This window comes from Candidatus Pelagibacter sp. Uisw_101 (assembly GCF_047727615.1).
Lineage (GTDB): Bacteria > Pseudomonadota > Alphaproteobacteria > Pelagibacterales > Pelagibacteraceae > Pelagibacter.
Window position 1 is genome coordinate 11,715 of sequence record NZ_CP159821.1, and the last position, 25,250, is coordinate 36,964.

General features: G+C 30.8%; 16 protein-coding genes and 1 tRNA gene. 10 read left to right on the forward strand and 7 right to left on the reverse strand.

Features of this window, described 5'->3' with window-relative positions:
- Positions 1-218: 218 nt before the first annotated feature.
- From ABXT48_RS00075 to ABXT48_RS00090, 4 genes are read right to left on the reverse strand one after another with little or no spacing between them, the layout of a single operon-like run.
- Positions 219-1,115 carry a CarD family transcriptional regulator gene (locus ABXT48_RS00075; protein WP_415302966.1) on the reverse strand — a complete coding sequence of 299 codons (897 nt, stop codon included), beginning with the start codon at positions 1,113-1,115 and terminating at the stop codon, positions 219-221.
- Positions 1,057-1,383 (reverse strand): ferredoxin FdxA, encoded by a 327-nt coding sequence (gene fdxA, locus ABXT48_RS00080; RefSeq protein WP_415286485.1) that lies wholly within the window; start codon positions 1,381-1,383, stop codon positions 1,057-1,059. Before fdxA ends, ABXT48_RS00075 begins: the two co-directional genes overlap by 59 nt.
- Positions 1,380-1,814: a TerB family tellurite resistance protein gene (locus tag ABXT48_RS00085; RefSeq protein WP_415302968.1), complete on the reverse strand. Its 435-nt coding sequence runs from the start codon at positions 1,812-1,814 to the stop codon at positions 1,380-1,382. The genes fdxA and ABXT48_RS00085 overlap by 4 nt, the downstream gene beginning before the upstream one ends.
- Positions 1,814-4,294, reverse strand: a complete 2,481-nt coding sequence (locus ABXT48_RS00090) for a helicase-related protein (RefSeq protein WP_415286487.1) — start codon at positions 4,292-4,294, stop codon at positions 1,814-1,816. Before ABXT48_RS00090 ends, ABXT48_RS00085 begins: the two co-directional genes overlap by 1 nt.
- Positions 4,295-4,468: 174 nt before the next feature.
- Between ABXT48_RS00090 and ABXT48_RS00095 the strand changes: the two genes are divergently transcribed.
- The 4 genes from ABXT48_RS00095 to ABXT48_RS00110 all read left to right on the forward strand — a co-directional run bounded on the left by ABXT48_RS00095 (position 4,469) and on the right by ABXT48_RS00110 (position 11,131).
- A complete protein-coding gene (locus ABXT48_RS00095) occupies positions 4,469-6,430 on the forward strand; it encodes an acetoacetate--CoA ligase (RefSeq protein ID WP_415286488.1) in 1,962 nt (653 codons plus the stop codon).
- On the forward strand, positions 6,431-7,657 hold the full coding sequence (locus ABXT48_RS00100; RefSeq protein WP_415286489.1) for a pyridoxal phosphate-dependent aminotransferase: 1,227 nt from the start codon (positions 6,431-6,433) through the stop codon (positions 7,655-7,657). It abuts the gene before it with no gap.
- 72 nt (positions 7,658-7,729) lie between these two features.
- Positions 7,730-8,734, forward strand: a complete 1,005-nt coding sequence (locus tag ABXT48_RS00105; RefSeq protein ID WP_415286490.1) for a TAXI family TRAP transporter solute-binding subunit — start codon at positions 7,730-7,732, stop codon at positions 8,732-8,734.
- A 75-nt stretch (positions 8,735-8,809) separates the two neighbouring features.
- On the forward strand, positions 8,810-11,131 hold the full coding sequence (locus ABXT48_RS00110; protein WP_415302970.1) for a TRAP transporter permease: 2,322 nt from the start codon (positions 8,810-8,812) through the stop codon (positions 11,129-11,131).
- Here the strand turns inward: ABXT48_RS00110 and ABXT48_RS00115 are convergent, their stop codons facing one another.
- Positions 11,132-11,557, reverse strand: coding sequence for a PaaI family thioesterase (locus ABXT48_RS00115; protein ID WP_415286492.1), 426 nt, complete (start codon positions 11,555-11,557; stop codon positions 11,132-11,134). It lies immediately after the preceding gene.
- 121 nt (positions 11,558-11,678) lie between these two features.
- Positions 11,679-11,755, reverse strand: a tRNA-Arg gene (locus ABXT48_RS00120).
- 75 nt (positions 11,756-11,830) lie between these two features.
- Here ABXT48_RS00120 and ABXT48_RS00125 point away from each other — a divergent pair.
- The 4 genes from ABXT48_RS00125 (at position 11,831) to ABXT48_RS00140 (ending at position 18,354) form a co-directional block, all read left to right on the forward strand.
- Entirely contained in the window at positions 11,831-13,018 is a 1,188-nt protein-coding gene (locus tag ABXT48_RS00125; protein WP_415286493.1) for an acetyl-CoA C-acetyltransferase, read from the forward strand.
- Positions 13,019-13,148: 130 nt separating this feature from the next.
- On the forward strand, positions 13,149-16,187 hold the full coding sequence (gene aceE / locus ABXT48_RS00130) for a pyruvate dehydrogenase (acetyl-transferring), homodimeric type (RefSeq protein WP_415286494.1): 3,039 nt from the start codon (positions 13,149-13,151) through the stop codon (positions 16,185-16,187).
- 1 nt (position 16,188) lies between these two features.
- Positions 16,189-17,460 (forward strand): 2-oxo acid dehydrogenase subunit E2, encoded by a 1,272-nt coding sequence (locus ABXT48_RS00135; RefSeq protein WP_415303367.1) that lies wholly within the window; start codon positions 16,189-16,191, stop codon positions 17,458-17,460.
- 6 nt (positions 17,461-17,466) lie between these two features.
- Entirely contained in the window at positions 17,467-18,354 is an 888-nt protein-coding gene (locus ABXT48_RS00140) for a DMT family transporter (RefSeq protein ID WP_415286495.1), read from the forward strand.
- On the opposite strand, the gene ABXT48_RS00145 is transcribed toward ABXT48_RS00140, so the two are convergent.
- Positions 18,351-19,121, reverse strand: coding sequence for an undecaprenyl-diphosphate phosphatase (locus ABXT48_RS00145; protein WP_415286496.1), 771 nt, complete (start codon positions 19,119-19,121; stop codon positions 18,351-18,353). The genes ABXT48_RS00140 and ABXT48_RS00145 overlap by 4 nt on opposite strands.
- 184 nt (positions 19,122-19,305) lie before the next feature.
- Between ABXT48_RS00145 and ABXT48_RS00150 the strand changes: the two genes are divergently transcribed.
- Positions 19,306-20,745, forward strand: coding sequence for an NAD(P)-dependent oxidoreductase (locus ABXT48_RS00150; protein ID WP_415286497.1), 1,440 nt, complete (start codon positions 19,306-19,308; stop codon positions 20,743-20,745).
- The gene (gene gltB, locus ABXT48_RS00155; protein ID WP_415286498.1) at positions 20,745-25,250 is read left to right on the forward strand and encodes a glutamate synthase large subunit; all 4,506 of its coding nucleotides are present in this window, start codon (positions 20,745-20,747) and stop codon (positions 25,248-25,250) included. The genes ABXT48_RS00150 and gltB overlap by 1 nt, the downstream gene beginning before the upstream one ends.

Sequence of the window (25,250 nt, forward strand, 5' to 3'; positions counted from 1 at the left end):
TAAAAATAAGCTAACAACGAATCACTTTGATTCGTTTAACTTAAACAGGGAGCTAAAGATGGCTACAAAGAAAAAAGCTAAAAAAGCTAAAAAGAAAACTAAGAAAAAAGCTAAAAAAGCTAAAAAAGCGAAGAAAAGAAAAAGATAGTATCTTAGACTTTTCAAAAAACGCTTCTCATAACGTTATGTGTGAGAGGCGTTTTTTTTTGCCCTAATTTTTAATCTTCAGTATCGGTAATTGAATCTGAATCTGTGTCAGGTTCTGCAGCAGGTTCTTTAATCTTCGTTGGTGCAGCTATAGCTTTTGCTTGACCTTCTAAATTTCTCTTTAATGCTTTATCTAGTTTTTTCTGGGTATCTTCTAGCGATACACCCATTACTATTTGAAATTCTGATAAAATTCTTTCATAGGCTTTTTCAAATAATTGTCTTTCACTGTATGATTGATCAACCATTAAGTCGTCACCTTTATTTAAATCTCTAACAACTTCTGCGAGTTCATAGATTTTGCCTGAAGAAATCTTTGCTTCATATTCCTGTGCTCTTCTACTCCACATAGATCTTTTGATTTTCGGTTTGCTTTTCAAAATAGATATACATTTATTGACCTGATTTATTGTTGCAAGAGATCTAAGATGAGATTGTTTATTCACGGGAACCATACCACTGGCTTTGTCTTTTTCAAATTTAAGGACATAAGTCTCAACATCAATTCCACCAATATTAATCTTTTTAAACTCTGTAATTTGGCCAACACCATGTTTTGGGTAAACAACGTAATCTTTAACTTTATATTCTTTTTTTTCAGTTTCTTGTTTTTTAACCTTTTTTATCTCAGGTTTAACTTCATTACTTTTTGAAATTCTTAAATTATCAGTTTTTATTTCTACTTTTTCTGGAGCAGCTTTTTTTGAAACTGTTTTTAAATTTTTCTTAATTTTAGTTATAGCTATTTTTGTTACTTTGGTTTTTTTAACAACTTTAGCTTTAGGAGCTGTAGACTTTTTAGCTACCTTTACTTTAGTTTTTTTTTTTACTTTTTTCTCAGGAGTTTTTTTAAAGATTTTCGCTAAAATATTTGTCGTACTTGTTTTCTTCATTTTTATACTTTTCATGATCCTCAGGCGGATCTTTTTTCTCAGTTATATTTGGCCAAATTTCACTATACTTTGTATTTATTTCAAGCCATTTTTCGCTTCCAGACTCAGTATCTGCTACAATCGCATCCACTGGGCATTCTGGCTCACAAACGCCACAATCTATACACTCCTCTGGTTTAATTACAAGCATATTGTTGCCTTCATAAAAGCAATCAACAGGACAGACTTCGACGCAGTCCATTAATTTACATTTAATACATTTATCATTTACCAGGTATGTCATTTAGATAATTTTTTTTTTACTTTTTCTTTTAAGTCACCCATAGTCTTTGCATCTATATATAATAAACCAGCTAGTCTCCTCATCAAGTTTGTCTCATACATATCTGCGTTATCATCTGAATAAATAATTTTCCATAGAGACTCAACAATTCTAATTTTATCTGATTCTGGAGCATTTTTGACCTCTCTTGTAAAACTTAGTATTTGGTTAGAATTTTCTTCAATAACTAACGCATCTGCGATTAATTTATCTATATTTGAAATTGTTGCACCCAATTCAATTAAAGTCTTTCTAATAATCTCTTTTTCTTTATCTTCATAATTTTCGTCAATTTTTGCTACGTGAATTAATAAAGCAGCAATATTAGAATAAGATTTATCATTATTCACTGTATCCTCCTCTTTTTCTTTATTTTTAAAAAAGCTTATCATTAATTAAAATTAAAATTTTTTAATACTTTAAATGGATTGTTTATAGAGACTGTCTTTTTAAAAGGCTTTTTAATTTTTTTTTGTGGACTGTACCTAAAATAAATATCCTTGTCTTTTTCGAGTGTTTTGTAATTCATTTTCTCAATTAATCTTTTAAAATTTTCTTTACTACATCCTAATAAATTAAGCATCTCTGGTACTAGTTTAATTTCTTTATCCTTTTCGGGACTAGCGTTAATAATTAGCACAAACAACCTTTCTAGAATGTCAATTCTAACAAAATAATTATCAAAATTTTCAAAGCCACAAAGAAGCATAAAATGTTTATCTCTTATATTTTTATCATCCAAAAAATTTAAGCCAAAAGTAGGAGGAGTTAAATTCAAGTTTTTTTGATTAAAGTTTTTCCACAGTAAGGTTCTTAAGGAAACAGCTTCAGGCTTTAGTAATCTAAATAAAAAAACATGGTATCTTCCAAATTTAACACCTAAATCTCTTAAAATTTTTCTCTCATCTTGGCCAAGTTTCTTTAAGTACTCAGCTACTACTTCTCTTTTAATAACACCATTATTTTCATATAATTGGTAAGCCAATGCTTTAATAGAAGAGTTACTTTCTTTTAAATTTTTTAAGTCAATCAGACTTTTCAATACGAGCTTTATTTTTTCTTTAATCCAATTTCCAATAAACTCTGATAATTTTTGTTTGTCATCATTTTCCAGAATATCATCTACTATTAAAAATATATCAGGGTTTAAATAGTCTTTACCAGCTATTAATTTAGCAATTGGAAAATTTTTCCAATAAATTTTAAAATCGTCTTTTATTTCTATCAACCCTGTATCAATAATAGATTGAATTCTTTTTTGCAGTTCTGGGCCCACAGTTTGTCTTGCTGCTTTTTTTAATGACTTAATATCAGTTTCAAGTGCACCAGCTTTTAAATCTATCTCAAATCTTAAACCTTTCAAATCACCAATAAACTGCTCATCAATTATTACTTTATTATCTTCCATTATCTCAGTTTTAAATTCTATATCCTGTTTTAATCCCCTTGCAAGCACACTTGCTCTTTTATCAATAAAAGTTTTAGTAAGTTCTTCATGTAATCTGTCAGATAATCTGTCTTCTAATAGTTTAGTTTTCTCTATCCAATAATTTTGACTTTCAACCCAATTAATTTTATTTGAAACATATGACCAAGTTCTAACATTTGCAATTCTATTTGATAAAGAATCAACATTTCCTTCTAATTTATCCAACTTTATTAACTGTAATCTCATATACTCATTAGTAATTTTGCCATCTTTACCATTTAAAAAGCTAAAAACCTTACTAACCACTTCGAGATGGTTGCCATAAGTTTTTTTTACAAAATCTGGAATTTGACAACATTCCCAAAGTAATTCCAATGTTTCTTGGTTATTTTTAATGTTGTGACCGTCCATATCTTTTAAAAAATATTTTAAAAGTTTTTCATCTCCACACTCATGTATTTTTCTTAACCAATCTCTATTAGGCTTTTCTTCAAGTGATTTAATTAAACTTAAAGCGTTATTAAAATTTAAATTAGAATTTCTCCAAAAAAGCATCTTAATTTCTTCAAATTTGTGATTTTCGAGCAGCTCAACCTCCTCTGCAGAAATCTCTTTACAGTCACCAGTGATTCCAAAATTTCCATCATTTAAATATCTGCCAGCTCTTCCAGCAATTTGTCCAATTTCAGACATGTTAAGACGTCTTAACTTTCTTCCATCAAATTTTTTTAAATTTGAAAAAAAAACATTTTCTAAATCCATATTAATTCCCATTCCTATTGCATCAGTTGCAACAAGAAAATCAACATCACCAGACTGATATAATTGAACTTGAGCATTTCTCGTTTTAGGGCTTAATGACCCCATAACAATAGCTGCTCCACCTTTTTGTCTTCTAACAAGCTCTGCAATTGCATAAACTTCTTCTGTTGAAAAAGCTATTATTGCTGTCTTCCTATTTATTCTTGAAATTTTTTTATGACCTACATATGAAAGTTGAGAAAGTCTTTCTCTGTTTATAAATTCAGTATCCTCATCTAGTTTATTTACTATACTTTTAATAGTGCTTGAACCCATAAGCATTGTTAGTTTTTCTCCACGAAGATTTAATAATCTATCAGTAAAAATATGACCTCTTTCATGATCTGCACACATTTGTATTTCGTCTATCCCAACAAAATCTAAATGTTTATTAATTGGCATAGACTCAACTGTACAAAGAAAATATTTTGCATTTGCAGGGATGATTTTTTCTTCACCAGTAATTAAAGCAACTTTATCTATGCTTATTTTTTCAATAATTTTGTCATACACTTCACGTGCAAGTAGTCTTAGAGGAAAGCCAATCATACCCGAATCAAAAGAAAGCATAGTTTCAATTGCTAAGTAAGTTTTACCGGTATTTGTTGGACCGAGAACAGCTGTGATTTTATTTTTAGACATTTCTATTGATGGTACCTCTAATATTTTCTCCACCACATATTGTTGCTCATAAAGAACAAAAATAGACTAAAACATGACCGAATCGTAAGGATAAAAGTTCTCATTTGCTCTTTATACACTAATTAATTTAACATAATAAAAAACAATTCTGTATTAGTATTTTGTAGCAAAATTATGAATAAAAAATTGTGGGAAGCGTCATCTAGTCAGAAAAAAAAATCTCTTTTATCGAGTTATGAGCAATTCATTTCAAAAAAATTCAAAAAAAGATTTAATCAAAAATATGACAATATTTTAAAATGGAGCATTGAAAACCCAGGTAATTTTTGGAGTTCAATTTGGGATTTTTCTGAAATTAAAGGATTTAAGAGTAAAATTAAAATAAAAAAATCAAAAATATTTTATAAAAATAAATTTTTACCAAATTCAAAATTAAACTTTGCTGAAAATTTACTCTCAAAAAATGATAAGAATAAAGCAATAACATTCGTTAGTGAGAATGGTTTTCGAGAAGAAAGAAGCTGGCACGAACTAAACCTTAATGTAAGTAAGATATCTAAATTTTTAAAAAGCATTAATATTAAAAAAAAAGATAGGGTTGCAGCATATATGCCTAATACTATTGAGACAGTTGAGGCATTTATAGCCTCGTCTTCTTTAGGAGCAATATGGTCCTCATGCTCACCAGATTTTGGTGTTAAAGGGGTAGTAGAACGTTTTTCACAAATCAACCCTAAAGTTTTATTTGTAGTAGATAAGTATTTTTATAATGGAAAAATAATAAATACTTTAGAAAGAGTTCCTTTAATTTTAAAAGAGATACCTTCTATCAAGTATGTTGTCATTGTTAATTATCCAGGAGAAAAATACTTAGAAAATAAATATACATCTAAAAAATCAAAAGTACTTAAATGGAGTGAGTTAATGAAACAAGAATTTGAAGAGATTCAATTTTCTAAATTTGATTTTGAGCAAGATCTTGCAATCTTATATTCAAGTGGAACCACAGGAAAGCCAAAGTGCATATGTCATGGGAGTGGAGGAGTTTTGCTTCAGCATAAAAAAGAGCATCAGCTTCATTGTGATGTCAGAGAAGGTGATAATGTTTTTTATTTTACTACTTGTGGATGGATGATGTGGAACTGGCTGGTAAGTGTTTTAGCTTCAAAAGCATCTATTGTTTTATTTGATGGATCGCCGATGTATAAAAAAGATGATTTACTATTAAAAATAGCTGAAAAAGAAAAAATTACTTTATTTGGTATTAGTGCAAAATATATTGATGCTCTTCGTAAATCTAAACCTACTTTAAAATATAAGTATAAATTATCAAAATTAAGAACAATTTGCTCTACTGGATCCCCATTATCAAATGATGGATTTAAATATGTATATAAGAACATAAAAAAAAATGTTCATTTATCTTCTATCTCTGGGGGCACAGACATTGTTTCTTGTTTTGTCTTGGGAAATTTATACCAGCCGGTAGTTCTAGGTGAAATACAAAATAAAGGTTTAGGTATGAATGTTGATGTTTTTAATGAAAAAGGTGAATCTTTAAAAAATAAAAAAGGAGAACTAGTTTGTAAGAATCCTTTCCCATCAATGCCTTTAAAATTTTGGAATGATAAAAATGACATTAAATTTAAAAAAGCATATTTTAATAATTTTTTAAACACATGGTATCACGGTGATTATGCAGAGATAAAAAAAGGTGGTGGTTTTATTATTCATGGTAGATCAGATACGACACTTAACCCTGGAGGAGTGAGACTCGGAACTGCTGAAATATATTCTGAGGTAGAAAAGTTTGTAGAAATCAAGGAGTCTATTGTTGTTGGTCAAGCATGGGATAATGACGTCAGAATTATTTTGTTTATAGTTTTAAATTCTAAACATGTAGTGAATGAAGATTTATTAAAAAAAATTAGAATGCAAATTAGAAAAAATGCATCCCCAAGACATGTTCCGTCTAAAATTATAGTAGTTGGTGATATTCCAAGAACTAAAAATGGAAAAATAGTTGAACTAGCTGTAAAAAATACAATAGAAGGAAATAAAATTAAAAATAAAGAAGCGCTAGCAAATCCAAGAGTTTTAGATCAATATAAAAATTTAAAGGAATTAAATTATTAAATGTTAAAAAATATAGTTAAAGGTCTAGAACCATCATCTACTTTAAAAATTAATGAAATCTCTAGAAAGCTAGAAGACAATGGTGAAAAAATATTTAAGTTTGGATTTGGCCAATCTCCATTCCAAATACCAGCTGATATTGTTAATGCGTTAAAAGATAATGCTTATCAAAATAAATATTTACCAATGCAAGGTCTTAATGAACTTAGAGATGCTGTTGCAAAATATACATCAGTTAAAAAAGATTATAATTACAAACCTGAAAATGTAATTATAGGTCCTGGCTCAAAAGAATTGATGTTTTTACTACACATTTTGTTTGATGGAGAAATAATATTACCAGCACCGAGTTGGGTTTCTTATGCCCCACAAGCAATTCTTGGAAGAAATAAAATTCAATCAATTCAAACAAAAAGAGAAAATAATTGGTTTCCTACTGGATCTGAGATTGAAGAAGTTATTTTAAGGGATAAAAATAAAAACTATCTATTATTTTTGAATTCACCAAATAATCCATCAGGGCAGATTTGTAAAAATCTAGAAGAAATTAGTGAGATTGCCAAAAAATATAATCTTATTATTTTATCAGATGAAATTTATTCTGAGTTGAGTTTTGATGAAGGGTTCAAATCTATTTCAAGTTTTTGTCCTGAAAAAACTATTATCAGTACAGGTTTAAGTAAATGGTGTGGTGCAGGTGGGTGGAGATTGGGTTATTTTATAGTTCCTGACTCTTTAAATATTTTAAAAAATTCAATTAATGTTTTAGCTAGTGAAACTTTTTCTGCTGTCAGTGCGCCAATTCAATATGCTGCAATTACTGCTTATACAAATGATCATAGCAAATATATTGATAGTTCTAAAAATATTCTTAAAGCAGTAGGTAATTATGTTTATGAAAATCTAAAATCAAACAAGGTTTTAATTAATAAGCCCCAAGGTGGGTTTTATCTTATGCCAGAATTTTTAAATAAAAAATTCAATACATCATCAGAAATGTGTGACAATATTTTAAAGGAGACAGGTGTAGCGTTATTGCCAGGATCAGACTTTGGTTTTGAGAAAAATAAGATGTTAGCAAGGTTAAGCTTTACAGATTTTGATGGTCAAAATTTTATGAATCAAACTCAAAATGGAAAAAAAATTGATGATGGTTTAATTTTAAAACTTGCACCTAAGATTGCCGAGGGTGTGGATAAGTTAAAAAAATGGTCAGCATCAACATAACTACCAGCTATACATATTCACTTAATTACTGTTAAATTTAACTAATAAAAATAACGATATAGAGGAGAGAACATGAAAAAAATAATAACATCTCTATCAAGTGCTCTACTAATTTTTGTTGCATCTTTGTCTTTAACTGGTGTTGCAAAATCTGCAGAGTTCTTCACGATAGGAACAGGCGGACCAACTGGAGTATATTTCCAAACTGGTAACGCAATTTGCAAAATGTTGCACAAATCAGCAATTGCTAAAGAACACGGAAGAAAAAAAGGTATAGATAAAGCTTACAGATGTACTGCGCCTTCAACTGGTGGATCGAATTATAATATTGGTCAAATCGCAGCTGGTGAATTTCAATTTGGTGTAGCTCAGTCTGACTGGCAATATCATGCTGTAAATGGATCAAGCAAGTGGGAAGGTAAACAGTATAGTGATTTAAGAGCTGTATTCTCAGTACATAATGAACCCTTTCAAATTTGGGCAAGAAAAAAAGCAAAAGTAAAAGATTTTGCTGGGCTTAAAGGAAAAGTTGTAAACATTGGTAACGCTGGTTCAGGTCAAAGAGGAACTATGGAAGTGCTTATGGATGCAAAGGGAGTTAGTAATAGCTTCTTTAAATCTACTACAGAGCTGACTTCATCTGAGCAAGTAAAAGCTTTATGTGATGGTAAGATTGATGCTTTTGGTTATTCAGTAGGATTTCCAAATGGAGCAATGGAAAACGCAGCTTCTTGTGGAGCAAAAGCTTTGCCTATCAATTTAACAGGTCCTGAAGTTCAAGGACTAATTGATGGTGCTGCTTATTATGCAAGTGCCGTAATACCTGCTGGCACTTATACGGGACAGAAAAAGGACGTAACTACTTTTGGTGTTAAAGCTACTGTAGTAACTTCGGCTAATGTTTCTGATGAACTTGTATACCTAGTTGTTAAAGCTGTGATGGAAAATTTTGATGATTTCAAAAAACAACACCCTGCTTTTGCTTCTTTAAAAAAAGAAGATATGATAGCCGCTGGTTTGTCAGCTCCATTACACCCAGGTGCAATTAAATATTATAAAGAAGCTGGATTAATGTAATCCAACTCCTTAATTAAATTAAAAGGCCCGATATATTTATCGGGCCTTTTTTTGTTATAGAGTATCATTTTAAAAATGAATCAAAGCATTAACGGTAAAGTAGAAAATAAGATTAGTGAGGATTTATCTCCAACTAGAAATCTTACTGGACTACATTTAAAAATTGTTGGAAGTATTGCAATCATTTGGTCATTATTCCAACTTTGGTATGCTTCTCCATTTCCTTTTATGTTTGATATTGGAATGTTTAAAGGACTTCCTGCTAGAGCTATTCATTTAGGTTTTGCTTTAACTTTAGCTTTTTTAATTTATCCAATTTCTAAAAGAAAAAAAATTTCTATATTTGATATTCTAATTAGTTTTATTGCTGCATTTTGTTGTTTATATATTTATTTTTTTTATGACCAGCTAGTTGACAGAGGGGGAATTCTTTTAACTATTACAATTTGGGAAAAATTTAATTTACCAGTTGAATTGATTATTGGAAGTTGTGGAATTTTAATATTAATTGAAGCAACCAGAAGAGTATTTGGATTACCTCTAGTTATTATTGCAGTTTGTTTTTTACTCTTTTCATATTTTGGTAGATACGCACCAGAAATAATTTCTCATGGTGGACTTTCATTAAATAGATTAGTTGGATTTCAGTGGCTTGATCAAGAAGCTATATTTGGAATTCCTATAGGTGTTTCTGTAGATTTCATTTTTTTATTTGTTTTATTTGGAGCACTTCTAGAAACGGCTGGTGGAGGTAAATATTTTTTAGATCTAGCTTTTGCCATGGTTGGCAAAATGAGAGGAGGACCTGCAAAAGCAGCAATTTTAGGATCTGGAATGACTGGTCTAATCTCAGGATCTTCAATTGCAAATACAGTTACAACTGGAACTTTTACAATTCCAATTATGAAAAAAACTGGTTTTTCTAAAGAAAAAGCTGGAGCTATAGAGGTATCATCATCAGTTAATGGACAATTAATGCCACCCGTAATGGGAGCTGCAGCATTTGTAATGGCAAGTTTTTTAGGTGTTACTTATTTTGAGGTCGTTAAGCACGCATTTTTACCAGCAATTATTTCTTATGTGGCATTATTTTATATTTCTCATCTTGAAGCTTTAAAATTAAATTTAAAAGGAATGGATGATGTTGATATTCCAAATTTGAAGAAAACATTTTTATCAGGATTACATTTTTTAATACCTATATTTGTTTTGGTATACATGCTTGTATATTTAAGATTTACCGCTTCATACTCAATATTTTTTGCAACGATTGCATTAATAATTGTAAACCTTGGTTACATATTATTTAAAAATTCTGATTTTAAATTAGCAATAAAAACTTGGTTTAATCAAACGATAGTTGGTTTTGAAAAAGGTGCTTTAAATATGGTTGGTGTTGGAATAGCAATAGCAACAGCTGGCATAATAGTTGGAGCAGTTGGTTCAACAGGGTTAAGTACAAATTTAATTATAGTTATAGAATTTATTGCAAAAGATAATGTTGTTATCTTACTATTTTTAACAATAATTTTATGTCTAATACTTGGTATGGGTCTACCAACTACTGCGAATTATGTTGTAGTGGCTTCATTAATGGCAACAGTATTGGTTGATGTTGGAAACGCATCTGGATTTGTATTTCCACTTATAGCGGTTCACTTGTTTGTTTTTTATTTTGGCTTGATGGCTGACGTCACCCCTCCAGTTGGTCTCGCATCATATGCGGCAGCTGCTATTTCAGGAGGTGATCCACTTAAAACTGGTCTGCAAGCTTTTTGGTATAGTCTAAGAACAGGTATTTTACCTATCGTATTTTTATTTAATCACGAATTGTTATTGATAGGCATTGAAAATGTGTGGCATGGACTACTGGTAATAATCACTTCTTTGATAGGTATATTAGTTTTTACTTCTGCAACTCAAGCTTGGTTTATTAATAGATTAAGATGGTACGAGATAATAATTTTTTTATTAATCTCCATTTCACTCTTAGCCCCAGAATTTATTTTAAATAAATTTTACCCTAAATATAATTATATGGATATTAACAAAATTCATTTAATGAAGGTAGATTTCAATAAAGAGGCCAGATTTAAAGTAACACGTCCAAGTAATTATGGTGAAAGATATAAATTAATTGTAATCAAAAAAAATACTTTTGAAACCGAGTATAGTTTAGAGCAATATGGACTTAGTTTAATTAGAGAAGAAAACAGGGTTATTGTAGATACCTTGCAATGGAATGGAAGTGCTAAAAAAAGTGGTTTTGAAACTGGTGATTATATAAGTGAATTTAAAATAGAAAATGCAGATAGACCAAATAAAGGAATCATTTACCCAATAGCTATTTTATTATTAATTATGTTTGGTTATTTGAACTATAGAAGAAAAGAATAATTATCCACCAGGACCAAGATTAGATGGTTTAATTTTTAAGATTTTCCAAATACCTGATGCTGAGGTTATAATTTTATCATTACATTTCAGCTCACAAAATAAAAACACTAGTGTATTGGTCTTTTTAAGAATTCTTGTTAAGCCAGTAACTATATCACCTACTTTAGAGGCACCAATAAATTTTAAATCCAATGAAATAGTTACACAAGGTGCATTTCCAGATGCTCTATGTGCAGCAGTCCCCGCTCCCGCATCAATTAAGGCTGATAAATAACCACCGTGAGTTATCCCAGCAGCATTTAAATGATTTTCATTAATCGTAGTTTTGAATTCATATTCTGTTTCAGATACGGTTTTAAATAAAACTCCACCATTGTGTTTCATAAAACCAGGTTTAATACTTATTTGTTCAAATTCATTGCTCATAGCTCTTTATAGTATGAAAGTTAAAATTAATAAAATTATAAAAACAATTATAAAAAAATATATAACTGATTTTTGTAGTGATGATTTTAGTAGCCAATCTAACATTTTTATTTATCCTTTTTGGTGGACCGCCCAGAACTCGAATCTGGAATCTCCCGGTTCGTAGCCGAGCGCCTTATCCAATTTGGCCAGCGGTCCTTAATTAAATAATTTGTCCAACATATCAAAGTTTTTGATGTAATTTAAGTTATAAAATATTATGCTGCACTATCAATGAGCAAAAAATCAAATGATGTGGTTATTACAGCTGCATTAAGAACACCTATAGGCAAATATAAAGGGTCTTTAAAAGGTCTTAGTGCTGATAAACTAGGTGCACTAGCTATTAAAGAAGCTGTTTATAAATCAAAATTAAAATCAGACGATATTGATGAGGTGATTATGGGACACGTTCTCACTTCTGGATTAGGGCAAAACCCAGCAAGACAAGCTTCTATTCATGCTGGAATTCCAGTTTCAAAACCTGCACATATAATTAATCAAGTATGTGGATCTGGATTAAGATCTGTAATTTCAGGCTATCAATCTATTAAACTAGGTGAAAATAAAATTATAGTCGCTGGTGGACAAGAAAATATGTCTAGAGCACCACATACAATATTTTATCGAGAAGATAAAAAATTAAATGAAAATAAATTAGTTGATACAATGGTCAATGATGGACTGATAGACTCATTTAATAATTATCACATGGGTGTTACGGCAGAAAATGTAGCAGAAAAGTATCAAATTTCCAGAGATGAACAAGATATGTTCGCCTTCAATTCTCAAAAAAAAACACAAGATGCCATAAGTAATGATAAATTCAAAAACGAGTTAATTAAATTAAATATTAATACAGATGATAAAAATTTTATTTTTGAAAAAGATGAATATCCAAGAAGTAATTTAAACTTAGAGGATTTAAAAAAATTAAAAACTGTTTTTAAAGAAAATGGAACAGTTACGGCGGGTAATTCATCAGGAATAAATGATGGTGCGGCAGCAACTATTTTAATGTCTAGAGAAGAGGCAGAACTTAGAGGTATAGAACCTTTAGCAAAAGTTGTCTCCTGGGCAACTTGTGGTGTTGAGCCTTCATTGATGGGACTGGGTCCAATTATGGCTGTTAATATAGCTTTAGAAAAAGCAGGATGGAAAATTGAAGATATTGATTTATTTGAAGTCAATGAAGCATTTGCAGCTCAAAGTATTGCTGTGATTAGAGATCTTAAAATTCCTAAAAAGATTGTGAATGTTAATGGTGGAGCAATTGCATTAGGACATCCAATTGGAGCTTCTGGAACCAGAATTTTAGTAACCCTTATTCATGAAATGATAAAACAAAATAAAAACAAAGGTTGTGCTACTCTCTGCATTGGTGGTGGAATGGGTATAGCCATGTGCATTGAAAGAAATTAATTTCTTATTTATTTGTTAATTTTTAAAGTTTTTTGTTCAATAAAAATACAGGTTTGCATAAAAAAACTTATTATTATGCTAAAATAACATGAGATATAGTTTTTTTTAGGTGTATAAATCGATTTAAATAATGAGTGAAAAATTACTTGTCCCAGATATTGGTGAATTTGAAAAAGTTGAGGTTATTGAACTTTTAGTAAAAGTTGGAGATAAAATAAACTTAAATGATCCTATTGTTACTATTGAGAGCGATAAATCTAGTGTTGAAATTCCATCAACAGTCACTGGTAAGGTAGAATCTGTAAATATTAAAGTGGGTGATAAAGTTTCTAAAGGGGATTTATTGTTAAGTGTTGAGTCTTCAAAAGAAAGCCCTTCAGAAAAGCCAATTCCTAAAGATACAGAAAGTATTATTAAACAAGCAGAATCAGTTTTAAAAAATGAAAAAAAAGAAGAGGCCACTGAACAAAGCCCAGTTGTGGAAAAAAAACAAACAATAATTCAGGTTACAAATGACAATGATATTGATCCATTAGAAACTCAAGATTGGTTAGAGTCTTTATCTGCAGTTGTTGAAAAAGATGGAAATCAAAGAGCTCATTTTTTGATAAAAGAATTAATTAACAAAGCATATCGAGAAGGTGCAAATATTCCTTATACACAGCACACTCCTTACATTAATACAATCCCACCAGAGGCAGAAGTTAAGTCTAATGGAGATCAGAATATTGAAAGAAGAATTAGATCTTTAATTAGATGGAATGCAGCAGCCATGGTTGTTAGAGCAAATAAAAAATTTCCTGAATTAGGTGGCCATATAGGTACTTTTGCATCAGCAGCAACACTTTATGATGTAGGAATGAATCATTTTTGGAGAGCTAAGAATAATAAATTTGGTGGTGATTTAGTTTATTTTCAAGGTCATAGTGCACCAGGCGTTTATGCTAGAGCATTTCTAGAAGGTAGATTAAATGAAAAACAATTAGATAGTTTTAGACAAGAAGTAAAACCAGGTGGACTTTCTTCATATCCACATCCTTGGTTGATGCCAAAGTTTTGGCAGTTTCCAACTGTATCAATGGGACTAGGGCCTATGCTTGCAATTTATCAGGCGAGATACATGAAATATTTAATTAACAGAGGATTAATTAAAGATGAAGGTAGAAAAGTTTGGGCATTTCTTGGTGATGGAGAAATGGATGAACCCGAATCTTTAGGTGCAATAGGATTAGCAGCTAGGGAAAAACTGGATAACTTAATATTTGTTGTAAACTGCAATCTTCAAAGATTAGATGGACCTGTCAGAGGTAATGGAAAAATTATTCAAGAGCTAGAAGGAAGTTTTAGAGGAGCTGGTTGGAATGTAATTAAAGTAATTTGGGGTTCTTACTGGGACTCATTGATTGCTAATGATAAAACAGGTCACTTAGTTAAAACTATGAATGAAACTGTTGATGGTGAATACCAAGCAATGAAAGCTAGAGATGGAGCTTATGTTAGAGAAAAATTTTTTGGGAAATACCCAGAGACTCAAGAGTTAGTTTCTAGTTTATCAGATAAAGATATTTGGAGATTAAATAGAGGTGGTCATGATCCTCATAAAGTTTATGCAGCATACGAACGGGCATCAAAAAACCAAGGTAGCCCAACGGTTATAATCGCTAAAACCATTAAGGGTTATGGTATGGGAAAAACAGGTGAAAGTGTTAACACTACTCATCAAACTAAAAAATTAGATGTAGATGATTTGCTATATTATAGAGATCGTTTTGATGTCCCATTAACAGATGAACAGGTAAAAAATGTTGAGTATTTCAAGCCTGATGAAAAATCATTAGAGATTAAGTATATTAAAGAAAAGAGAATGAGACTTGGTGGTTTCTTACCTGAAAGAACAACATATTCAAAACCTATTAAAGCACCAGCAAAAGATATTTTCGATTTTATGAAAGTATCAACGGGTGAAAAAGAAATGTCTACAACCATGGCATTAGTTAGAATGTTTACAAATTTATTAAGAGACAAAAATATTTCACCCAGATTAGTTCCAATTATTCCTGATGAAGCAAGAACTTTTGGTATGGAAGGATTTTTTCAAAAAATAGGAATATATGCACACGAAGGTCAAAAGTATGAACCAGAAGATTCTGCTCAGTTAAGTTCTTACAGAGAAGAGAAAACTGGACAGGTTCTAGAAGAAGGAATTAATGAAGCTGGAGCAATGTCGTCATGGATTGCTGCTGCAACTTCCTACACTAATCATGATATTGAAATGATACCAATTTATATTTTTTATTCTATGTTTGGTTTTCAAAGAATAGGTGACCTTGCATGGGCAGGTGGAGATAGTCAGGCTAGAGGATTTTTAATTGGAGCAACAGCTGGAAGAACTACTTTAGCTGGTGAAGGACTACAACACCAGGATGGACACAGTCACTTGATAGCCTCAACAATACCAAATTGTGTGACATACGACCCAACTTTTCATTATGAGCTAGCTGTTATTTTTAGAGAAGGTTTGAGAAGAATGCATGAAAAAAATGAGAATGTTTTTTACTATATCACAACCATGAATGAAAATTATTCACATCCAAGCATACCAAAAGATAAGAATTGTGAAGAAGGAATTCTTAAAGGAATGTATAAAATTAAAGAGTTCAATAAATATAAAAAAACTAAAATTCAACTTTTAGGCTCCGGTACAATATTGAGAGAAATGATGGCTGCAGCAGAAATCCTTCAAAATGAATATCAGATAGATAGTGAAATCTGGAGTGTCACTAGTTTTAATGAGTTGAGAAAAGACGGTATGGAAGTTGAGAGATATAATCTTTTAAACCCTGATAAAGAACAAAAAGTTTCATTTGTAGAACAGTGCTTAGGAAAAACTGAAGGACCAATTTTGGCAGCTTCAGATTACATGAGAATGAATTCTGATCAAATCAGACCCTATACTAATAAAAGTTTTTATTCTTTAGGTACAGATGGTTATGGAAGAAGCGACACTAGAAAAAACCTTAGAGATTTTTTTGAAGTTGATAAAGAACATATTGTTGCTTATGGACTTAGCGTACTAGCAAAAGAGCAACTAATAGCCTCAAAATATGCTAAAGAAGCCATAAAGAAGTATAATATTGATGGCAGCAAACCAATGCCAACAAAACTATAAGATGTCAGATAAAGAGATTAAAGTACCAAATATTGGCGAATTTAAAGACGTTGAGGTAATCGAAGTATTAGTTTCAAATAGTCAGTCAGTATCTAAAAATGATCCACTTATTACAATTGAGAGTGATAAATCTAGTGTTGAAATACCAGCTTCTTTTGACGGAAAGGTTAAGTCTGTTAAAATTAAAGTAGGAGATAGGGTTTCAGAAGGTGATTTAATATTAACTGTAGAGCAATCTGGAGAAGAAGAAAAGAGTATAGAGCAAAAAACTATTAAAGAAGCAAAACCAGTTAGAAAACAAAATCAAGAAGAAAAAATTGAAAAAGTTATACAAACACAAAATTTAATAAAAAAAGACAATTCAGAAGCTTCATCTGCAAGCCCAAAAGTACGTAAATTTGCTCGAGAGCTTGGGGTTAATATTAACGAGATAGTTGGCAGTGAAAGACAAGGAAGAATTGTAGAAGATGATGTAAAAAATTTTATATCCTCTAAAATTAATAAAACTTCAGATAAGACTGAAGCTCAACCTAAAAAAATTGTTAGTGAATTTTCCCATTCTGATTTTGGAGAAATTGAAGTTAAAGATATGCCTAGGGTTAAAAAATTAGCCTCTATGTATTTAGTTAATTCTTGGACTACAATACCTCATGTAACAAATCATGATGAAGCAGATATAACTGAAATGGAAGATTTTAGAACTTCACTTACTGATATTCACACAGGTGAAAAAAAAAAAATTACTCCCTTAGCTTTTATTGTTAAAGCTTTAGTTGCATCTTTAAAAAAGTTTCCTAGTTTCAACTCATCAATAGATGATATTGAAAATGGAAAAATAACAATGAAAAATTATTTTCATGTTGGAATTGCAGTCGACACACCACATGGTTTAATGGTGCCAAAAATTAGAAATGCTGACAATAAAAGTATTTCATATATTGGTAATGAATTGAAAACAGTAAGCGACCAATGTAGAAATTTAAAAATAGATAAGAAAGAATTCTTTGGAGGATCTATGACCATTACAAGTCTTGGAGGAATTGGAGGTTCATTTTTTACACCAATAATAAATTATCCTGAAGTTGCTATACTAGGAGTGGGTAAAGCACAAAAAAAACAAATTTTTTTTAATGGAAAATTTGAAATAAGAACAATGTTACCGCTTTCACTATCATATGATCATAGAATAATTGATGGAGCTGAAGCAGCTAGATTTAATAATGATCTAAAAGAAAATTTAGGCAAAAATTTTGCTTATAAATTAGCTGTATAAATTTTAATGTCAAAAACCTCATCATTATTTTGTGCATTACTTTGTACATTCATATGGGGAACAACTTTTATTGCTCAAGATACTGGAATGGACGACATTGGTCCTTTCACTTTTAATGCGGTTAGGTTTTTTGTGGGCTTTTTAGTAGTAGCCCCTTTAGCTTTTATTTTTGAAAGAAAAAATATCTCAAAATCAGTCCAAAGAAATCAAAAAGAATTTACCAACTTAGCTCTTTTAATAGGCCTATCTTTATTCTTAGGATCAGCACTTCAACAAGTGGCTTTACTCTATACAGATGTTGCTAATGCAGCGTTCTTTACTATTTTTTATGTACCAATGGTCCCGTTTATAATTTTTTTTATGTATAAAAAGCCAATTCACTGGAGTATTTGGCCTTCAGTTCTCCTTTGTGTTATGGGAGGCTATTTGCTAACTAATTTTTACAGTGCAACGGTTAGAACTGGTGATGCGCTTATAATAATGGGTGCATTTTTCTGGAGCACACACATTATCTTTACTGGTAAAATTATAGAAAACTACAATCTTCCATTAACAATTGGTGCAATTCAAACTTTAATTGTTGCCTCTTTATCATTAATCATAGGATTAATTTTTGAAGACTTTATTTGGTCTAATATTCTTAAAGAAAAATTTCAAATCTTATATGCTGGAGTTTTATCTGGAGGCCTTGCATTTGTTTTGCAAATATATGCACAAAAAAATATATCCCCTGCTCCATCAGCAATAATTTTTTCTTTAGAGGGTGTTTTTGCAACAATTGCTGCTTGGATTTTATTAGATCAAATTTTAGATATAAATAATCTATTTGGGTGTTTATTTATTTTATTTGGTGTTTTATTTTCACAATTAGCACCAATATTAAAAAAGAATTAATTATATATTATTATAAATAAAATTATTGAAATAATAATTCTATAAATTACAAAAACATTTAAAGAAAATTTGTTTATGTAGTCTAGAAAAAACTTAACTGTAAAATAAGAAAATAAAAAAGAAAGAGTAATTGATATTAGTATAAGGTAGTTAAATTCAAAGTTTTGGCCAATAGCATTTTTTAATTGTAGTACACTTGCTCCAGCTATTGCAGGTATAGCTAGTAAAAAAGAAATTTTGCTTGAATCAAATCTATTAAACCTGAAAAGCCTTGCAGCTGTTATTGTAATTCCTGCCCTACTCACACCTGGTATTAAAGCAAGTATTTGAAACAAACCGATATATAGTATTGTTTTAAAATTTAGGTTGGAGGATATTTTTTTATCAAATTTACTTTTGTCTGCAAGATATAAAATAATTCCAAAAATTAATGTCATCCAAGCAATTATCTTTAAATTATTTTCTAATAGACTAACTAGACCCGTGGAGCTGATTATGTACCCAGCTATTACAATTGGTATAGAGCCAATAATTAATAAAGATAATAATTTTTGATTATTTCTAAGGTCTAGTAGCTCTCTTCTAAAATAAAAGATTATTGCTAGTAAAGAGCCAAGATGGAGACTAACGTCAATCATTAGTGAGTTAGAATTAAACTCAAAGATTATTTCAACAATGTTTAAATGAGCCGATGAACTGATCGGCAAAAATTCTGATATGCCCTGAACTATTGATAGGATTATAATTTCAATAATATTTGAGAACATTTAAAGCTTCGTAGCTTAAATATTCAATGATTTAAACAATTCCATTTGAACATATTAGATATGCAAAAATTAAAATATAAAGAATTAACGGTATTTATTGTAAATTTAAGGTCATATATATTGACCTTATTTGTCTTTTATTACACAAAACCTTATTATATGCTCAGTTTATTAAAGGGTATATATGTCAGAAAAAATGCTTAAATTTGTTAAAATAGGTCAACAAACTCCACCTAAAAGAGAAGTTGGCAACAGAAAAGAAGATTTTAACGAAATTTATAAAGAGTTTATTAATGAAAAGGCAGGCGAACAATCTAGCAGATGCTCACAATGTGGAGTTCCTTTTTGTCAGGTACATTGTCCATTAAGTAATAATATTCCAGATTGGCTGAAATTAACTGCAGAGGGACGATTAAAAGAGGCTTACGAATTATCTCAAAGTACTAACAACATGCCAGAGGTGTGTGGAAGAATATGTCCACAAGATAGATTGTGTGAAGGAAATTGTGTAATCGAACAATCAGGACATGGAACTGTAACCATAGGTTCAGTTGAAAAATATATTACTGATAATGCTTGGGAACAAGGATGGGTCAATCCAATAAAAGTTAAAAACGAAAAGAGTCAAAGTATTGGAATTATAGGTGCTGGTCCAGCTGGTCTTGCTGCTGCAGAGCAGTTACGTAAGTTAGGTTATCAAATTACTGTATATGATCGATATGATAGAGCTGGTGGTTTAATGATTTATGGGATCCCAAATTTTAAATTAGAAAAATTTGTTGTAGAAAGAAGAACCAAATTATTAGAAGAGGGTGGAATTAAATTTGTTCAAAATTTTGAAGTTGGAAAAGATGCTACATTAGAGCAATTAAGAAAAAAACATGACTCTCTTTTAATTGCAACTGGAGTTTATAAAGCTCGAGAAATAGATCTACCAGGAAAAGATTTAGGAAATATTTTTCCAGCTATGGAATTTTTAACAGCTTCAAATAAAAAAGGATTAGGAGATAAGGTAGAGTTATTTGATAATGGAACCTTAAATGCTGAAGGAAAAAATATTGTTGTAATTGGAGGAGGTGACACTGCAATGGACTGTGTTAGGACTTCAATCAGACAAAAAGCAAAATCAGTTAAATGCCTTTATAGAAGAGACAAAGAAAATATGCCTGGATCTGCTAGAGAGGTAGCTAATGCAGAGGAAGAGGGTGTAGAGTTTGTATGGTTATCTAGCCCTAAAGAATTTGTTGGAACAAATAAAGTTGAAGGTTTGATGGTGGATAAAATTAAACTTGGTGAACCTGATGACAGTGGTAGACGTAAACCAGAAATCCAGAATGATTCTCACTTTAATATTAAAGCAGATATAGTAATCAAGGCTCTTGGCTTTGATCCTGAAAATTTACCTAAACTATTTGGCTCTGAGGATCTACAAGTTACTAAATGGGGAACATTAAAAACTAATTTTGATACAATGGAGACAAATTTACCAGGTGTCTTTGCAGCAGGAGACATTATTAGGGGCGCATCTTTAGTTGTCTGGGCTATAAAAGATGGAAGAGACGTAGCAGTATCAATAAAAAATTTTTTAGAGAGCAAAGAACTCAGTAAAGAGAAGGTTGCTTAATGAAAAATTATAAAAAAAATCTTAAAATTCTTGAAGAAGGCCATGTTTATTCAAAAGAAATGGAGCATGACGCTTGTGGAGTAGGATTGATTGCTTCTACGGAGGGTAAAAAATCAAGGAAAGTAGTAGAATATGGAATTAATGCCTTAAAAGCTGTTTGGCACAGAGGAGCTGTTGATGCTGATGGAAAAACAGGTGATGGAGCTGGAATCCATTTGGAAATTCCTTCAGATTTCTTTGCTGAGAAAATAGAAATCACAGGTCATGATCATGATGGTTCAGAAATTTGTGTGGGTATGATTTTTTTACCTAGAAATAATTATCAAGCACAAGAAAATGCAAGAACTTTAATTGAAAGTGAATTAACAAAAAGTAATTTTAGTATTTATGGATGGAGACAGGTTCCAGTAAATCCAAAAGTTTTAGGTGAAAAAGCAAATCTTACGAGACCCGAAATCACTCAAGTACTATTTAAACATAATAATAAAGACTTAACAGAAAAAGAGTTAGAAAGAAAAATTTATGAATCTCGAAGAAAAATTGAAAAAGAAGCTATTAAAGATGCGATAGAAGGTTTTTATATTTGTTCACTAAGTTCTAAGTCAGTTATTTATAAGGGAATGTTTTTAGCAGAGTCTATTGCAGATTTTTATTTAGATTTAAAAGATGAAAGGTTCATATCTCGGTTTGCAATATTTCATCAAAGGTTTTCAACAAACACAGCACCAAGTTGGGATCTAGCACAACCTTTTAGAGCACTAGCTCATAATGGAGAAATAAATACATTCAAAGGGAATACAAACTGGATGAAAGTTCATGAGCAAGAAATGAATAGTCCATTATTTGATAATATGGAAAATTTAAAACCAGTTATACAACCAGGATCCTCTGACTCTGCTGCACTAGATAGTGTTTTTGAACTTTTAAATATTTCTGGCCAATCAGCGCCTCTTGCAAAACTAATGTTAATTCCAGATGCATGGTCTAAAAAAAGTCAAACATTATCAAAAGATCATCAACAACTATTTAATTTTTTAAACAGTACAATGGAGCCATGGGATGGACCAGCTGCTATTGCAGCTACCGATAATGAATGGGCCATTGTAGCTGCTGATAGAAATGGGTTACGCCCAATGAGATATACTATTTCAAAAGACAAAATATTATGTGCAGGTTCAGAAACAGGAATGGTTGAAATTGATGAGAAGCAAATTCTTAAAAAAGGTAGATTAGGACCTGGAGAAATTCTTGGAGTTAGAATAGCTAAAGGTAAAGTATTTTCTAATGTTGAAATAAAAGATTATTTGGCAAAAGAGTTTAAACATTTTAACAATCAGATAATTGATTTAGAAAAAAAATTTCCAATAAAAAATGAAAAATCTAATTTTTCAGGTGATGAGCTAAAAAAAAGACAACATACATTTGGTTACAGTTTAGAGGATTTAGAGCTTATTCTTCATCCCATGGCAGAAGACGCAAAAGAGGCCATTGGTTCTATGGGTGATGATACTCCACTTGCAGTACTATCTGACCGTTATAGACCGCTTTACCATTTTTTTAGACAAAATTTTAGTCAAGTTACAAATCCACCAATTGATTCTTTAAGAGAAAATAAGGTTATGAGTTTAAAAACTCGTTTTGGTAATCTTGGAAATATTTTAGATTTTACTAATTTAACAGAAGAAAACATATATGTTTTAGACAGCCCTATATTATCAAATTCTCAATTAGAAAAATTTACTAATTTTTTTGGTGAAAAATTAATAATAATTGATTGTACTTTTGATAAAAGTGAAAATCTTGAAACCTCTATTGAGAGAATTAGAAAAGAATCTGAAATTGCAGTTAGACAAGGCCTTACTCAATTAATCTTAAGTGATAAAAATATTTCTGAAAAAAGATTACCCATTCCAATGCTATTAAGTGTTGGTGCAATAAATACCTATCTTATAAAAAAAAAATTAAGAGGTTATGCATCAATCAATGCTCAAACTGGGGAAGCATTAGACACACATTCATTTGCAACACTTATAGGTGTTGGGGCTACTACTGTTAATCCTTATTTAGCACTGGATAGTTTATATCAAAGGTTTGAAAAAAAATTATTTGGAAAGTTTGGGTACGATGAATGCATAGAGAGATATATACAATCAGTAAATTATGGGCTTCTGAAAATAATGTCAAAAATGGGAATTTCGGTCATAAGCTCTTATAGAGGTGGATGTAATTTTGAAACAGTTGGTTTGAGTAGAACAGTAGCATCAGAGTATTTTCCAGGAATTTTATCAAAAATTTCAGGCATAGGTTTAAATGGAATAGAAAAAAAATTAAGAACCATTCATAAAGAAGCATTTGAAGGAACAGATACAGTTTTACCAATTGGGGGAATTTATAGGTATAGAAAGAATGGTGAAACTCATCAATATCAAGGTAAGCTTATTCATCTTCTACAAAGTGCAGTTTCGTCAAATTCTTTTGAAGCTTATAAAAAATATGCAGAAGGTATTTATAATCTTCCACCTATACATCTTAGAGATTTAATTGGATTTAGAGATAAAAATTTAAACCCGTCCTTAGATATTTCAGAAGTAGAACCAATTGAAAATATTTTAACAAGATTTGGAAGTGGAAGTATGTCTCATGGTGCATTATCGAAAGAAGCACACGAAACTTTAGCTATAGGAATGAATAGAATTAAAGGAGCCTCTTGTAGTGGTGAAGGTGGCGAAGATGAAAAAAGATTTATTAAGATGGAAAACGGTGACAGTGCTAATTCTAGAGTTAAGCAAATAGCTTCAGCAAGATTTGGAGTAACACTTAAATATCTAAATAACTGTAACGAAATAGAGATTAAAATTGCACAAGGGGCAAAACCTGGTGAGGGAGGTCAATTACCAGGGTTTAAGGTCACAGAAGAAATTGCTAAATTAAGACATTCAACACCGGGTGTAACCTTAATATCACCACCACCTCACCACGATATTTATTCTATCGAAGATTTAGCTCAATTAATTTATGATCTTAAACAAGCCAATCCAAAAGCAAGAGTTGGTGTAAAATTAGTAGCATCATCTGGTATAGGAACAATCGCAGCTGGGGTAGCTAAAGCTAAAGCAGATATAATTTTAATTTCTGGACATAATGGAGGAACAGGAGCAACGCCACAAACAAGTGTTAAATATGTTGGGATACCTTGGGAGATGGGTTTAACTGAGGCTAACCAAGTTTTAACTTTAAATAATTTAAGACATAAAATTACCCTAAGAACAGATGGTGGAATTAAAACAGGAAGAGATGTTGTTATTGCAGCTATGATGGGGGCTGAAGAATATGGAGTAGCAACTACAGCTTTAGTAGCTATGGGATGTATAATGGTTAGACAGTGTCATTCAAACACATGTCCAGTTGGAGTTTGTACACAAGATGAAAAACTAAGAGAAAAATTTTCTGGTACGCCAGAAAAAGTAGTTAACTTATTTAAATTCATAGCTGAGGAAGTAAGAGAAATTTTAGCACAAATAGGATTTAAATCATTGAATGAAATAATTGGTAGGACTGATTTATTAAGACAGGTAAGCAAAGCCTCATCAAACTTAGACGATTTAGATCTAAATCCTTTATTTGTTCAAACAGATGCTGGTGAGAACACAAGGTACTGTACAGTTCCAGAAATAAATTCTGTTCCAGATACTTTAGATCAAAAAATTTTACCTGAAATTAAAGAACAAATAGGAAAAGTAAAAATTATTGAAAAAGAATATATTATTAAAAATACTCATAGGACAGTTGGTACAAGAATTTCTAATCATCTTTATGAAAAATATGGATCTGAAAAATTAGAAGATGGCTTTTTATCTTTAAAATTTAAAGGATCGGCAGGACAATCATTCGGAGCATTTGGAATCAAAGGTTTAAAACTTATTTTAAAAGGTGACGCTAATGATTATGTTGGTAAAGGTTTGTCAGGAGCAACAGTGGTAGTTAAACTTCCAGATGAAAGTAATTTAGTTTCAGATGAGAATACCATAATAGGAAATACAGTTTTGTATGGAGCAACATCTGGAAAACTTTTTGCAGCAGGTCAAGCTGGAGAAAGGTATGCCGTAAGAAATTCAGGATCAATTTCGGTTATTGAAGGCTGTGATTCTAATGCTTGTGAATATATGACTGGTGGTACGGTTGTAGTTTTGGGTGATGTAGGAGACAATTTTGGAGCTGGAATGACAGGTGGAATGGCGTTTATTTACGATATAAATAAGAAATTCGACAAAAAAGTAAATCCAGAGACTGTAGTATGGCAAATACCAGAAACGGATCATTGGATAGCTTATTTAAAAAATTTAGTAAAAGAACATCACCAGGAGACAAATTCAGATTTTTCTAAAAAGATAATAGAAAACTTTGATAAGGAAATTTCTAATTTTATACAAGTTTGTCCAAAAGAAATGATTGATAAGCTAAAAAACCCAATAAGTTTAAAATCTGTTATAAAAGAAGTTAGTTAA

Bases quoted from the DNA above. Each gene is read 5' to 3' on its own strand.
- ABXT48_RS00075 (WP_415302966.1), bottom strand. From the start codon at position 1,115: ATGAAAAGTATAAAAATGAAGAAAACAAGTACGACAAATATTTTAGCG.
- fdxA (WP_415286485.1), bottom strand. From the start codon at position 1,383: ATGACATACCTGGTAAATGATAAATGTATTAAATGTAAATTAATGGAC.
- ABXT48_RS00085 (WP_415302968.1), bottom strand. From the start codon at position 1,814: ATGATAAGCTTTTTTAAAAATAAAGAAAAAGAGGAGGATACAGTGAAT.
- ABXT48_RS00090 (WP_415286487.1), bottom strand. From the start codon at position 4,294: ATGTCTAAAAATAAAATCACAGCTGTTCTCGGTCCAACAAATACCGGT.
- ABXT48_RS00095 (WP_415286488.1), top strand. From the start codon at position 4,469: ATGAATAAAAAATTGTGGGAAGCGTCATCTAGTCAGAAAAAAAAATCT.
- ABXT48_RS00100 (WP_415286489.1), top strand. From the start codon at position 6,431: ATGTTAAAAAATATAGTTAAAGGTCTAGAACCATCATCTACTTTAAAA.
- ABXT48_RS00105 (WP_415286490.1), top strand. From the start codon at position 7,730: ATGAAAAAAATAATAACATCTCTATCAAGTGCTCTACTAATTTTTGTT.
- ABXT48_RS00110 (WP_415302970.1), top strand. From the start codon at position 8,810: ATGAATCAAAGCATTAACGGTAAAGTAGAAAATAAGATTAGTGAGGAT.
- ABXT48_RS00115 (WP_415286492.1), bottom strand. From the start codon at position 11,557: ATGAGCAATGAATTTGAACAAATAAGTATTAAACCTGGTTTTATGAAA.
- ABXT48_RS00125 (WP_415286493.1), top strand. From the start codon at position 11,831: ATGAGCAAAAAATCAAATGATGTGGTTATTACAGCTGCATTAAGAACA.
- aceE (WP_415286494.1), top strand. From the start codon at position 13,149: ATGAGTGAAAAATTACTTGTCCCAGATATTGGTGAATTTGAAAAAGTT.
- ABXT48_RS00135 (WP_415303367.1), top strand. From the start codon at position 16,189: ATGTCAGATAAAGAGATTAAAGTACCAAATATTGGCGAATTTAAAGAC.
- ABXT48_RS00140 (WP_415286495.1), top strand. From the start codon at position 17,467: ATGTCAAAAACCTCATCATTATTTTGTGCATTACTTTGTACATTCATA.
- ABXT48_RS00145 (WP_415286496.1), bottom strand. From the start codon at position 19,121: ATGTTCTCAAATATTATTGAAATTATAATCCTATCAATAGTTCAGGGC.
- ABXT48_RS00150 (WP_415286497.1), top strand. From the start codon at position 19,306: ATGTCAGAAAAAATGCTTAAATTTGTTAAAATAGGTCAACAAACTCCA.
- gltB (WP_415286498.1), top strand. From the start codon at position 20,745: ATGAAAAATTATAAAAAAAATCTTAAAATTCTTGAAGAAGGCCATGTT.